This is a genomic window from Parabacteroides sp. B2-S-102 (assembly GCF_023656665.1).
GTDB classification, from domain to species: Bacteria; Bacteroidota; Bacteroidia; order Bacteroidales; family Tannerellaceae; genus Parabacteroides; species Parabacteroides distasonis.
Map to the genome: position 1 here is coordinate 233,040 of NZ_JAMOKM010000007.1, position 14,194 is coordinate 247,233.

Here is a 14,194-nt window from a genome sequence, read left to right on the forward strand (position 1 = left end):
CAAGAAAGACGAGCCACTCGCAAATGACTCGCCTTCCTATGATTCCTCAAGAATGGCTAGAAGCGGATCTTGTAGGATTGATTTTCGATACGGATGATATAGGCACCTTGCGGAATGGTTATCATCGTCTCACCAATTGGCAAGGTTAAAGCCTTATATAGTTGACCGCCGAATGTCATTATATAAGCCGTACTCACATGAGCGGACTGGATATGCAATACCCCGTTTGATCCCCAAATTTTCAAGGCATTGGATTCTACCTCCGCATTACCAACGGTAGCGTTTTTTACGATCCCGGTAATAGATATTGTTATATCAGAGTTGATATTCTTGATCTCATACTTGCCATCAGAGGTCGGCTCGATCAGCTTATCGCCTACTTTTACCATAGGGGTAGATTGATCGCAGTCCGTATCGAGCGTAAGAGAGAAGGAGAAGCTACCGCCCGCTTCCACGGAATAAGTTCCAGCGAGAGGACTCAAGGCGGCGCCTTCAACGGATGGAAGGGTCACACTAAAGGTCACTGTTGGATCCGGTGTGGAAGAGGCAATGCTTACCTCTGAATAAGCGGTCAGAGTAGAATTTACAGCATTTACCGTATTCGAGACGAGACAACGATATTTCCCGGCCTCAGAGACCTCCAGTTGCGTATCTTCATTCGTACTTAAGAGATCCGAGCGAAGAGAGGAAAGAGCCTTCGTCCGCTGTACTTCCGGCTTCACTTGCTTCCAGCTATTATTTTCGCTGTCAAATTTCTCCCATATATAGGAAAGATTCGCCTCTCCCTCAGCTGACGCTTCGACTTTTAGGAGCGTGGAGGAACCTATCTCTATCCTAGGCGCTTTCTCCGGTCGTTGGGCAATAGTAAGGCCAGCAGGCCCCGTTACGGCATCTAACAGACCGGTTTCATCGATGAAGACACCCTCATTTTCCACCAACGCATCCAACAGGGTATTTTCGCCGGGTAGTAACCGTGTGCTTCCTTGGTTCAATACTTTCCCTAAGTTATTATTGCCATCCAACGTGATCTCGATATTGGATGTCTCGGCAATGGTAACACTCTGTGACGTAGAACTTCCGGAACCAACAATCAAGCTTTTAAACGTGATGCCGGTAACCTTTCCATCCTCAGTATCTATTTTCAAGGATTTAACTCTTGTTAATTCCTCGTCGTTTCCGATGACTCCATTGAACTTACTACCTGTCGTACTGCCGTCCGTATAGGTAGAATCTTTTCCGATTGTAATATCAGTGTCCTTATCTGGCAATAAGGCTCCTATCGCTTTAGCTTTGATAGTCAAGTTCCCTTTTACCGTAGCGATAGTGACCTTGCCCGTTTTTGCGTCATACTCGCAAGGCTCCAGACCTGTAGGATACCATACCTCGATCGAGTCCGGCAAAAAACTACCGCTATCCGGAACTAAAATGAAAGACACGGACCTCCCGGATATAGCTATTTCCGGTTGGAAGGGCTTTACGGTAAGTCCTGTCAACTCAAAGTCCACATCGAAATATTTATCACCTTCTTCCAAGATATAAGGAAAACCTAGCCAATCCCAAGTAGCGGTATGATAAGCGGCAAGGGCCCCTTTGGGCACGTAGATTCTACATTTGTTTTTATCCAAGATATTGAATGAGCCATTAACGGTTGAAGGTGGCGTAGAACGTTGAATGTGAATCTCGTCAGCTTGCGCGTCAAGGAAACTCTCTGTTCCTACTTCCTCCACACTACTCGGGATCGTTATGGATTCCATGATACGACCGCTGAACGCCTTAGGCCCTATACCGGTAACAGTATAATTATTCCCTTCATATTCCAAAGAAGAGGGGATTACGTACGATCTACCTTTCGTATAGGCATCCTCTTTTACACCCGCAACCTCGACAGCCGCATCCCTAGTAATCCGATAGGTAAGGTCACCAAGGACAAAAGGATCCCCACTAATTTTCCTAGCCTTCGCAGTGATCGTCACGTCGCCGGTAACGGTTTCTATAGTCAAGGTATCTTTACCGAATGTACCATAGAAGAATTCCTTCGACATAGGATCCAGTTTCTTGCCTCCCATGGTGACGGTGATGTCTCCTATGCCTAATACATAGCCACTCTCGGGCGTGAGTCTCGCTTCCAGTCGGGAGCCATCAACCACCAAGTCGGGGCCATAATAAGCGACTCCCTCAAATCCGGTACGGGTGATGGAGTATGTGCCCTCCTCCCTTATGTTCTTAAAGTCCTTCCAGACATAGGCGGCTTTGTAGGCAGCGGAAGCCCCGGCAGGTACAAAGATGACACATGCGTCTTTATCCACTCCTTCAAAAGCGTCCTCATCAGAAATATTTCTGGGTTCAGGACTTATACAATGAATCTCTTTTAAGGCGGTACACCCAGAGAATGCTCTCCGATCAATACCAGTGTTTCCTTCTAGAGTAAGCTTTTCGAGTGAGGTTTGATTTTTAAACGCATCAGCCACGATATATTCTACCTTATAAGAATTAGAGCCGACAGTCACCACTTCCGGTATGGTCACTTCTTTCTGGGGAGTATCTAGGAAGCCATGACAAAATGCGTTTACTTGAGTAGTACTCATGCTATAAGAAATTCCAGACAATACATTTTCCGTATGAGTAGAGACTTGTATAACGACATCTTTATTCACTTCCTCACCCGGGATAGTTATTACGCTAGGTTCAAAAGATTTAAATCCGGGTTCCAGCGTAATATTCACGGTCAAGGATTGCCCTCGAGCTATTGAATCCGGCGCATCAGTAGACGCTACTCCATAACCCACAACATAAACCGGATATTTCTTGGGAAGCGGCTCCTCCAAAATTTCCTTAAACTGATTCCAAGGGGTACTGGCGGCATAATCAGCCTTACTGCCAGCCGGTACGTAAAGCGTGATTCCACTCAAATCTTTCTCTCCGAAAGCGCCCTCCATTATATGGTAATTTTTGGGGTCTATAGCTTTCGCATGAATCTCAGTCAAACCAGCCTGTATGGAAAACGCATATGGATTGATAAAATACTTGTTGTTCGGCAATGTTATTGATGTTATATTAGCATATCTATTATAGGCACCGGAATAACTATTCAAACTATAGTGCTTTCCTTTTGCGGTTACCACGCTCTTTAATACTATGCTTGATGAAGTCGGTTGAGTTTGTGAAGGAGGAAGCATAGCGCTGCATTCCTCAAGCATATACCTCTCCTCTCCAATCATTATTTCCGTATGCTCAACAACCTCAATTAAGATCGTTCCAGTAATATTCTTCGCCACATTAGCATTTTGAGAATCATCCCATGAGAAATCCCTAAAATTCTTCCCTGCTTGTGATATAGCAAGACGATAAGCACCTGTTGATGTTGCTATTTTAAAAGTAAAACTACCTCCATCCTCAACCTCTGACGGACAATCAATCGTGACATTACCATAAGTATTAGTATATATCTTGTGCATCACTTTCGTATTTTCCTGCCCCCAAGCAAGATACACACCACACAAAAGGGCTATCACCACCAGCGACAGCCGTAAACCGATTCGTAGTAAATTTGTTTTCATAAGCGATATAATTTAAAGTGAATAATAGTCTTAACATTCGTTCACGGGTATGCTCATAGCTTCCCGTCTATGACCGGTGAGAGAGCCTAGGCCATGAACCATGAGAGAGCCTCGTCTATGAGGGGTGAGAGCCTAGGCTTTATCAGCCCTCATAGATGAGGCTCTCTGCCTTATCAGATCTCGTCCGGGCTTTCACTATCGCCTCCGCCTCCGGCACCTACCGTCAGGAGGATGGGGAACTTATAGGTACGAGGGTCTTTCACCAAGCCGTAATTCGCCCCCGCCTGCGTAGTGACGCTCAGCCAGTACTGCCCCTCGGCGAGTTGCGGGATCTGGATGATGATCTCGCTCTTGGTGTTACGTACGATAAGGGAGACTTTTGTTGGCGTGGCGCCCTCCTCGTCCTTGGTGAAGTAGACGCCTACAGATGGATCATCCCCCTTGATAAGCAGCGTGCTGCCGAAGATGATAGCCGGAGCGTTTGGAGTGATATGGAGGTTCTTCTCGTTCGTGGTAGAATCCGTGAGGCTCTCGATCATCGGGCCCACGGTAGCTACGTCGGCGTTCACGTAGATGTTTTCTAGCGCCTTCAGGAGGGTGGCGCTGGGGGTGAACATTACGGTGATCTTATTCTCCGTAGAGCGGAAGTCTGATTTCTTTCCGTCGAACGAGCCGTTGATAGTGAGCAGCCATTGCCCGAACTTGTTCACCACGCAACGGCCTTGGGCGAGGGCCTCGATCATCTCGTCGTAGGAGAGGTCGAGGATGTTGGTGATCGTCTCCGGACGATACTCGGTACGTTTCTTCACGATGCGGTTCGAGATGTCTGAGGTTCGCGTGGTTCCGGTAATGCGGATCTTTCCGGTGAAATCGCCGGTTTTCTCGGTTAACACGTTGTCGTACAGATCTACGGTCAAGATGGTCTTTTCTTCTGCCATGATGTTTTTTGTCTTTAATGCCCCGTGGTAGTGGGGCGTTACCTTTTAATAATGTTTATCACCCTTATTCGCGAAATAAGGGGAGGAGATATCGCACGTCCAACATAAACTAAAAAAACACGCATAACCACTATTTTTAACCGCATATCCACGATATATGCGCAATAAGCATAAATTTGGATTAATTAGAGGATACGATATCTGTATCCCCTTCAATTCCTATTTCTTAATAAATAGATAAAAGTGATTGTTTATCAATAATATTTTTTACATTTGCCAAGCCTTCCGTTGAAAATAGCCTATTATAGGTAATTTTTATGCTGAATAGGCTCTTCCCCTTATTTCGCGAATAAGGGTATCACCCAGCCGCCAAAAGCAAATCCACCTCTTCCGTCACCCTAGCGTTCGCACGATTCAATTCTGACTGTTCCAAAGAGGCCAGATAAAAACGTGTTGTTTTTTCCGAGGTATGCCCCAACGCTTGGCTAATGATCGATAAAGGGACTTGTTTCCGCAAGGCGTTCGTTGCCCATGTATGGCGGAAAACATACGAGGTCAGATGAATGGGACGAGATAGCGCACGACCGATCTTCTTCAACGAGTTATTATACGAACGCAGTATCGCCTTGTATTCCTCATGCCCTACCTCTCTACCCGGAGATAAAATAGGGAAAAGGTACGGGGAAGAAGCGTCCGCATACTTATTAATCAACCGCCGCATCCCCGCTGTTATCCCGACACGGATTAAGGTCCCCGTCTTCTTACGCCGATATACGATCTCCTCGCCATACAGGTTCGCCGTAGTCAAGCGAGCCATATCCGCGAAAGGCATGCCGCAAGATAAATAGGCGAACGTACAATAGTCGATCACGCACGCCAAATCCGGCTCCTCAGACTTCAAGGTCACGATCTCCCGGAGCGACTCGTTTCCCAACGCCCTAGATCCGGCTCTTTCCCGCTTCAAGTTCAAGTACGCGAAAGGCGATACGACGCAAGCCGGCAACAGACCATCCCGGCAAGCTTGGTTATAAATCGAGCGAAAGTTGCTGAGGTATGTATTCACGGTATTCACTCGCAAGCCGGCGGATTGCAGATAAGCGACAAAACGGCTTATTAAGCCCGGGGTTATCTCCGGGAAAAGAAGGTTTCTCCTACCCAGAAAGGCGCAGATCCAATTACGGGTCGTCCTATATAAATCGGCGGTGTTATGTTTCCCCGCTAAACGTTTCTCCCGGATGCGTTCGGTGGCATAGGTATAAAATGTGATGCCCGCCTTGCCCAAGCGGTTATTCTTTCTTTTGCTCATATCTCCTTTTTTGATGATTAAACGTATTATTATCTACCATCAAAAATAGCATAAAAACAAGATCAAGCCAAGTCCATCTCGGGCTCGTGAATCAAGTCGGTCATCACGTAGAAGTCGGCGTAGCCCTTGTTGGCTTTATACTCCGGATAAATAAGTAGCTACGGGGAATCTTTATAGATTAATGTTATCCAACTTAAAAGAGAAAGGGATTGTCCCACATAAGTCGGAGACAATCCCTTTCTGCCGGAATAAAGTACTTTTAGAAAGATACGTCTACAGGGACGACCTCACTATAATTAACCTTACCGTTTGTCGTTACACCAACACGGATATACATCTTATTTCCGTTTCCTTTCATGATGGCCTGCTTATCCTTATTGTTGAAACTCGCACTTTCACTTAAACCGATCTCTTGGGTTAATACCGTATTTAGAATATCCTTATCGGACACGTTCGTATAGTCAACAGTCACCAATTCCTCCGAGTTACCGGACATCTTATCGATATAAGGGCTGATATGCCAAGCCAAAAAAACATTCTCTATCTTATAGTCATCCTTGCTACGAGTGATCGTATAGGATACCTTCAACTTCTTGTTCTCGAATACGGCGTTGTTTACATCGATTCGGGCGTAAGGAATCACCTTGATATCTTGATCCGTCAGTCCACCGGCGTTCAGATCAACCACCATCGTATCCACCGGATAGAAATTAGTCTGCTCCAGCGTCAAGATATATTGCTTACTGAACATCCACGAGTTCTCGTAAGTCCCATCGATCTTGGGATACGTGATAACCGGAAGCTGCGAGTAATCATCACCCGTAGAATAATAACGGTCACGCTCATACATACGTATCTGGATACTGCTGGTACCCTGTACCGGCATCGGGACAACCTCGGAGGTTTCCGCATCGATAAAGCGGCCTTTGATACCGGAATTAGGCTCATCATAATTATCATCCTCACAGGAGGCAAAGAGGCAAGAAGCCGCCAAGACAATCGCTATATTATATATGATCTTTTTCATGATTCTTTTTCCTTTCATTAATTAGAAACCGGGATTATTAGGAGCCAACATCGGGTTGCTACCCATATCGCTATCCTTGATCTTTATGTAATAGTTACGTTCCAAGAATACCTTATTAGGTTTCGGAGCCTTACCAGTCGTAAAGATATATTTACCTTCCCCCCAGATATACCATGGATAAAGCGCCATGGTCGGGAAATCGGCCAGTTTGATATGCGCGATATGCCAACGCTTTAAATCCCAATGACGATGATTCTCATACGCCAACTCTACGCGACGCTCATTACGGATACGATCCAATGAAACCTCCCCGGCAGAAAGCGTACGGATGCCCGCTCTCTCACGAACCATATTCAATGCAGTAGCGGCATCGCCCGTCTTGCCTAATTCCATAGCGGCTTCCGCCTTGTTCAAATACATCTCGGCCAGACGGAACACCGGCCATGGAGCATCTGATTTATTCCCGGAGATATCCGTCACTCCCTCGTCTGAGAACTTCTTCGTGTAGAAGCCGGTCTTTCCAACATCCCCGGTATCCCACACGCCATCCTTACCTAAGATCTTCATTTGGTTACCTTCCTCACCATAATACTCGTTCACGTTATTGCTGGTGATAAAACGGGCATCCCCAGATTTAGAGGCATCGTAAATACCCCGACGAATCTCGACGATCCCTCCCCTACATTCATCCATCGGTAAATAGAAAGTCGCCCGAAGACGTGGGTCCTTGTCCTTAAATAGATCCAATGGAGAGTCATATTTGATATAATTGCCGGAAGCATCCTTCAATTTCAAGGTACCGTCTGAACCATCTTTATATTCAAAAGCCTCTATTAAATCGAGTGTGGGATTCTGTCCGCAGCCATAGCCATTCTGCACGAAGCTAAACGGCACATTCAATAAATCCCAAGAATGGCCTAGATCGGTAGCCAGAAACTCTTTCCAGAAGATAAACTCCGAACATCCTCTTTTCTCCAGAAACATATTCCGGAAGTTCTCCACCCGGTCCGCATACTGGTTGTAAAGCGTATATTTACCCGAGTTAATCACTTTATCCGCCGCCTCGATCGATTTCGCCCAATATGCGTTAGCGTCATCGCTATTCACGCCAACGATACCGTTCAATTGCACTTTGCCGTATTTAGCGATCGATGCCGCATACAATGCCGCACGAGATTGCAACGCATAAGCCGCATATCGAGTGGCACGGGTTCTTTCCACAGATTCACGGGTCTCCGGTAATTCCAAAGCGGACTCGTCTAATTCAGTTAGAATAAAATCCCAGACTTCTTGCTCCTTATCACGGGAAACTTGTAAGCCATACAAGTCTTCCGGACCGGTATATTGCTGTACTTCTGTCACGATAGGAACGCCTCCGTAGCGTTTTACCAGATTAAAATAATGGAACGCACGAATAAAACGAGCCTCGGCGATCAATTGCTGCCGTTTGCTTTCCGGCATCTCGGCCACATTCAGCTCTTGCAATACCAGATTCGTCGCTCGAACAGCCTTAAAACCGTCCTCCCACAGACCAAACCACTCATCATTGAAATTCGCACGGGCAACGTCACCCGTACCAAGATCCCCAGCTTGGTAAGCTCCTGTACCCTCATCCGAAGCGGTCACTAAGCTGACATTCCAAACATCCCATCCCTCAAAATAAGTGGAGTTATGTTCCATCTGCATCTGGTTATACAATCTAGAGAACACTCCTGTTATCAGATTATCATCCTTCCAAACTTCCTCGTCCGGCAAACGGTCGGTCACAGGAACATCCAAATCACAGGAAGAAAGTAATAAGGAAGCGCAACACAAGGAATAAATTATAGTTCTTCTCATCTTCATTTTTCTTTTAAATCCTATTAGAAACTAACGTTAACACCGAATGAATATACTTTCAATTGTGGATAATAGAAACTTTGCCAACCTTCTATTGCCTCTGGATCTGTATATTTGACATTCGTAATTGTCAAGGGGTTATACGCATTAGCATATACACGCAAATGCTCAATACCCACCTTGCTTAAAAGATTCTTGGGTATGGTATACCCAATCTCAATAGATTTCAAGCGAACATAGTACGCATCAGTCGTCCAATAGGTGGATTTTTTCGAGTTATTATCATTACCCTCAATACGTAAAGAGGGGAATTTGCCCGGTACCCACTCACTATCCGGATCATTATAATCCGCCTTATGCCAACTATCCATCCATACACGGAAACCATTTCCCTCGCCCGGTCCACGGAAAGGACTGGTCAAGGCATTCAATACCTGCGTATAGTTTGAGGCTCCTTGAAATAAGATATTCACATCAAAGCCTTTCCAATCCGCAGCTAATGTCAGCCCGAAATTTAAGTCAGGGAAAGTTCCTTTACCTATCACTTTCTCATCATTCGCATCAATCAAGCCATCTCCATTCAGATCCTTATATTTAATATCACCTGGACGTAACGATGAATTACCTTTACCATCTTGGATCGGTGAATTATAGATCTCATCATAAGACTGGAACTGACCGATATGTTCATACCCCCAAGTAACATTTTTCCAACGATATGCGCCATTGTCTCTCCAATTCTTATATTGATTCAGTGGTAATGCCTGCTCCTTATACAAATCCTTTTCACGAGCATAAGCCACATTTCCTTTGATCTGTAAATTCACGTTCCCGATCCGTTGGACAGTACCTAAAGACAATTCAAAACCACGATTATCACTACTATTCAAATTCTCCTGCGGCAAAGGGATACCAGAGGTAGTTGGTAAAGAAGTGTTACGTGTCGCCGGATATCCTGTCGTCTTGCGATAGAAGTAATCGAACTCAAAACTAAGCTTACCGCCCCAGAAAGAGCCATCCAAACCAACATTCGTAGTCATTACCTTATACCAAGTAATATTCGGATTCGCCAAATTCGCTTCTTTCATACCATTCGTAATCGAAGCCGAAGAGTTTCCTGCGCCTCCCAATATAAATCGATCCTCAAATTGCCATCCACTGACGAACTGACTAGCGTTTAGTTGGCTATCATTACCAATGCTTCCCCATGAGGCACGTAGTTTCAAATTATCCATCTGAGGTACCAAGTCTTTCATAAATTGCTCTTCAGAAATACGCCAGCCAGCAGATACGGCAGGGAAAAATCCCCAACGTTTATCCGGAGCCGTCTTATAAGAGCCATCATAACGAAAACTGAACTCAGCCATATATTTACCCGCATAGACATAATTCAAGCGGCCTACTAAACCGCCATATTTATAGACCGCAGAGTTTCCTTCATTATACATATTATCTACGTCACCTCTATCTAGCTCAGGTATAGCCGATGTTGTCGAATAATAACGTCTAGCCATGAACCAGTTCGTATTCGTCTCTTTCCACTCCCATAAAGCCAAAGCTTCCACATCGTGCAAATCATTGAATGTATTCTTGTAGTTCAATGAGTATTGCTGGGTAGTCTTATAATAAGGTTGAGTTTTCTCCATCAACTCTCCCTTCGCAACCTTCGTTATCGGGTTATACGTATCTTGAACCGAATCGTAGGTGTAGAACGTACAGGCCGTCTTCATCTCTTTCTGAGCCAAGTTGGTATAATCATAGGCGAAGAAAGCACGGGCTTTTAGTCCTTTAAAGATCTCATAATTCAAGGCTAATTGACCGTTAAACTCGACATTGCGCTTATCCTTGAAGCCTGTAGCGTCACGATCGAGCATGGCTACCGGGTTCAATTCATTATTGTCCGAATTATAGTAGTAGTTTTTATTATTATTGGCATAGACAGGGACATTCGGAGCGTTCGACTTAATCGCTGTAAATAACTCGATACCTTCATCGCCCGTCCAATACGGATATTTATAATCATCGATATGACCGCCTAGGCCCACTTCTGCGTTCAATTTGCTGGTGATCTCAGCCGTAATATTTGAGCGGAAATTATAGCGCTTAAACTCTTGGGTAGATTTTAAGATACTCTCTTGATCCAAATATCCTAACGAGAAGAAATAGCGGATCTTCTCAGAACCTCCATTGATATTCAAGTTATGCTGTTGTTTCGGGGCAACCTTGCGGACCGTTTCCGCATACCAGTCGGTGGACGGATAATTGATTGGGTCCGAACCTGTACGGTATTTCTCGACCTCTTCATCCGTAAAACGCTTGGATTGTCCGGCGTTCATCAACGCTTGATTACGGTAATAGGCATATTCATACGCATTCATCATCTCAAGGTTCTTTACCGGAGATTGCAAACCGATAGAATAGCTATAGTTAATTTTAGGGCGGCTCATCTCACCTTTTTTCGTCTCAATAATGATGACACCATTCACTCCTTTGAAACCGTACACAGCGGCGGAGGCATCTTTCAAGACGTTCATAGAAGCGATCTCATTCGGATCGATCTGGGTAAACGGACGTTCCACTCCATCCACAATAACTAACGGCTCTCCAAAACCACGGATATTAAATCGATCCGAGCTATCGACACCTGGCTCACCCGTAGACTCTTGATAGCGTACACCCGGGATCTTACCGATCAAGTTTGCCTTCATATTCGGTTGGCTAACCTTTGCCAGTTCCTCGCCCTTCAAGGAGGCGACAGCTCCGGTTAAGGTCGCTTTCTTTTGCGTACCATAACCGACCACTACGACCTCATCCAATTTTTGAGTATCTTCCGCTAATTTAATATCGACCCGAGTCTGCCCTTTTATAGCGATCTCTTGAGGGCGATAGCCAATATAAGTAATTTCCAAAATGGCATTGTTAGGCACTTCCAGCAAGAAATTACCATCCATATCCGTAATTGTACCGTTGGTGGTACCCTTTACGGATACATTCGCTCCGATAACTGGCATCCCTAGATCATCTACCACCGTCCCCTGCACTTTCCTTGTTTGCTGGGCTACATTCGCTCGCTTTTCAGCGGATAGGGCGATTTGGTTGTTTTTAATAACATACGATATACCCATCTGATCGGCGATCAAATTAAGTACATTCTCGATATCGCTATCTTTTACGTTTACCGTAACCCGTTTCTCCATCGGAATCGAGTTTTCATTATAAAAGAAACGATAATCACTGATCCTTTCGATCTCTTTAATAACTTCACGAACAGGTTGTTGTTTCACAGATAAAGTTATCTGCGCAAAAGTGGCATCCGTATAAGCAAATAGGAAGCCACACAATAAGATTGTTCGTACCGTTTGTTTAATTTTACGCATTTTCCACGTGTTTTTAATAGTATAATTTACACAATATGATACGCTTCCACTCTTTTTCGCAGAGTGGACTATTCACAAAAACATATCAAAAGTTAACGATTGATTTAGCTATATAAGCCCGACATTTGTTATCTCAAGTCCTTCGTCATAGGCATTACTTTTTTTCATCAATAATAATAGTATCTCCTTTTGATGTATATATAATAGGCGATGTCAAACTGATTAGTTCGATAATATTATCCAAGCTATTATTGGTTATCACTCCCGTGAATCGTAATGCTTTAACCTTCTCACTCTTAAATACTACTTGGATATTATACATCCGGTTTAACAATACGGCGATCTCGCTTAAAGCCTCATCATTAAAAGCCAACTCATTATTCCGCCATAGACAGGCCCTATATGCGTCATTCAGTGTGGATTTTTTCAGTTGCCCCTTGTTTTTCAAGTAAGTAACCGCTTGATCCGGTAATAAGAACGCCTCGTCTCGTCCGACACTCGTTTTTACTTTTCCTTGAAACAAGGTGACCACGGCTTGATTATCTTCTTCGTAAGCCTTTACATTAAAAGAAGTGCCCAACGCCTCTACCGCTAAATCGCCCGCTTGTACGACAAAACGATTGAGACTATCTTTCGCTACCTCAAAATAAGCCTCTCCATCCAAGGATATGATGCGCTCCCCATCTCCATATAGGTTTGTGTACTTGATTTCTGAGTCTGAGTTCAGCCAAACCTTGGAACCATCCGGTAAGACAACGCTCGCTTTCTGTCCTTTAGCAGCAAAGACCAGATAGTCTTTTTCCGCACCAACCGACCGTGAATACCTTGTCAGCAGATGTCCTCCCAAACCGGCGCAGATCACCAACAAACCAATAGCCGCATAACGCATGATATTCCGAAGAGAAAAACGCCCAACTTCCTTCTTCTCGACCGCTACGCTCTCAATACGACTTTGTATTTTCCGGAACATTCGCTCCTTCAAATCCGTAGGAATAGAACTGTTAGACGCAATTTCCCATTTCCGCTGGATATAGTTCCTTAATTCATCCCGGGAAACATCGCTCTTGAACCAATCCACCAGAATCCGTTCCTCGTCATGAGTAGTCTCTCCTTTCAAGAAACGTTCTAACAATATGATATATTCACTCTTTTCCATACGCTTTACATGATTATATACTCTTTGCCCGAAGCGACTACTTACAAGCAAAGCGTTTTTTTTCGCATTTAATATTCATTAACAACAAAAGATAAGAGCCAAAGCAAGATCCCTTCTTCCGCCAAATACTTCCTTAAAAACTGAAGAGAGCGGTAAATCTGGGCTTCAACGGTTCTTTCGGAGATAGACAGACGTTGTGCGATTTCCTTCGTCGATAAGTGTTCTTTACGACTAAGCAAAAAGATTTCCCGACGGGATACCGGTAATTTATCGATAAGAGAATCAATATATTGTCCTATCGAATTTACCGTAATATCTTCTTCGACTTTTGAAGTGTCCCGTTCATCCCAATCTGCTTCTAAGGATTTCATATATAGCTCCGCATGGAAAAGGGAATCCCACTCGTCATACACTAAATTACGGGCAATCGTGAAAATATAGGAATCAAAATTCTTATCTATATCCAGTGAATCTCTCTTTTCCCAGATCCTAACGAAGACTTCCTGCGTCAAGTCCTCCGCCTCTAACCTGTTATACAATAAGGAATAGATAAAATTATAGATATGAGCGCTATACGATTCATATACAGACTGAAACGCCAGCATATTTCCTTCCTGCAGCCGAGAGATTATTTCCTTTGTTACTTTCATTTCTCAGAATTTGAAACTCTATCCTTATCATAACATTTACAGATAGTTACAGAGAATATTTCTTACAAAAACGACTAGTTTAAACGATCGTCTAAATCAACCGTTTTTTTTAATATTGAATATGCTTCATTATGAAGAGCTAACTACATGAAAAGAAAGAAGATAAATGAAAGCTTTGAATATTGTAGGTCAGAGAAAAATATATATTTTTGTGACGAATCTAGACGATCGTTTTAATCATTCATTTTCATTGTATGATAACAAAATAAGAGGCTTCCCTCACCACTATGAGACAGCCTCTTACCTCTAGGAGAAATAAATATATTATCTCCGATCTCCCTACC

At 44.1% G+C, this 14,194-nt stretch carries 8 protein-coding genes; all 8 read right to left on the bottom strand.

Annotated features, from left to right (window positions below; translation table 11 throughout):
• Positions 1-56: 56 nt before the first annotated feature.
• A complete protein-coding gene (locus NBH07_RS11670; protein ID WP_146334707.1) occupies positions 57-3,557 on the bottom strand; it encodes a leucine-rich repeat protein in 3,501 nt (1,166 codons plus the stop codon).
• 173 nt (positions 3,558-3,730) lie between these two features.
• Positions 3,731-4,495, bottom strand: coding sequence for a DNA-binding domain-containing protein (locus NBH07_RS11675; protein ID WP_005860119.1), 765 nt, complete (start codon positions 4,493-4,495; stop codon positions 3,731-3,733).
• A gap of 358 nt (positions 4,496-4,853) precedes the next feature.
• Positions 4,854-5,801 carry a tyrosine-type recombinase/integrase gene (locus tag NBH07_RS11680; RefSeq protein ID WP_005860121.1) on the bottom strand — a complete coding sequence of 316 codons (948 nt, stop codon included), beginning with the start codon at positions 5,799-5,801 and terminating at the stop codon, positions 4,854-4,856.
• A 259-nt stretch (positions 5,802-6,060) separates the two neighbouring features.
• Positions 6,061-6,828 carry a DUF3823 domain-containing protein gene (locus NBH07_RS11685; RefSeq protein WP_039848524.1) on the bottom strand — a complete coding sequence of 256 codons (768 nt, stop codon included), beginning with the start codon at positions 6,826-6,828 and terminating at the stop codon, positions 6,061-6,063.
• Positions 6,829-6,849: 21 nt separating this feature from the next.
• Positions 6,850-8,667, bottom strand: coding sequence for a RagB/SusD family nutrient uptake outer membrane protein (locus tag NBH07_RS11690; RefSeq protein WP_039848565.1), 1,818 nt, complete (start codon positions 8,665-8,667; stop codon positions 6,850-6,852).
• Between the two features lie 23 nt (positions 8,668-8,690).
• Positions 8,691-12,044 carry a TonB-dependent receptor gene (locus NBH07_RS11695; RefSeq protein WP_170106090.1) on the bottom strand — a complete coding sequence of 1,118 codons (3,354 nt, stop codon included), beginning with the start codon at positions 12,042-12,044 and terminating at the stop codon, positions 8,691-8,693.
• A gap of 154 nt (positions 12,045-12,198) precedes the next feature.
• Positions 12,199-13,200 carry a FecR family protein gene (locus tag NBH07_RS11700; protein WP_009016717.1) on the bottom strand — a complete coding sequence of 334 codons (1,002 nt, stop codon included), beginning with the start codon at positions 13,198-13,200 and terminating at the stop codon, positions 12,199-12,201.
• 68 nt (positions 13,201-13,268) lie between these two features.
• Complete coding sequence (locus tag NBH07_RS11705; RefSeq protein ID WP_005860132.1) at positions 13,269-13,850, bottom strand: RNA polymerase sigma factor; 582 nt, start codon at positions 13,848-13,850, stop codon at positions 13,269-13,271.
• Between the last annotated feature and the right edge of the window lie 344 nt (positions 13,851-14,194).

Coding starts and splice junctions, on each gene's coding strand:
- NBH07_RS11680 (WP_005860121.1), bottom strand. CDS start 5,801: ATGAGCAAAAGAAAGAATAACCGCTTGGGCAAGGCGGGCATCACATTT.
- NBH07_RS11705 (WP_005860132.1), bottom strand. CDS start 13,850: ATGAAAGTAACAAAGGAAATAATCTCTCGGCTGCAGGAAGGAAATATG.
- NBH07_RS11700 (WP_009016717.1), bottom strand. CDS start 13,200: ATGGAAAAGAGTGAATATATCATATTGTTAGAACGTTTCTTGAAAGGA.
- NBH07_RS11690 (WP_039848565.1), bottom strand. CDS start 8,667: ATGAGAAGAACTATAATTTATTCCTTGTGTTGCGCTTCCTTATTACTT.
- NBH07_RS11670 (WP_146334707.1), bottom strand. CDS start 3,557: ATGAAAACAAATTTACTACGAATCGGTTTACGGCTGTCGCTGGTGGTG.
- NBH07_RS11675 (WP_005860119.1), bottom strand. CDS start 4,495: ATGGCAGAAGAAAAGACCATCTTGACCGTAGATCTGTACGACAACGTG.
- NBH07_RS11685 (WP_039848524.1), bottom strand. CDS start 6,828: ATGAAAAAGATCATATATAATATAGCGATTGTCTTGGCGGCTTCTTGC.
- NBH07_RS11695 (WP_170106090.1), bottom strand. CDS start 12,044: ATGCGTAAAATTAAACAAACGGTACGAACAATCTTATTGTGTGGCTTC.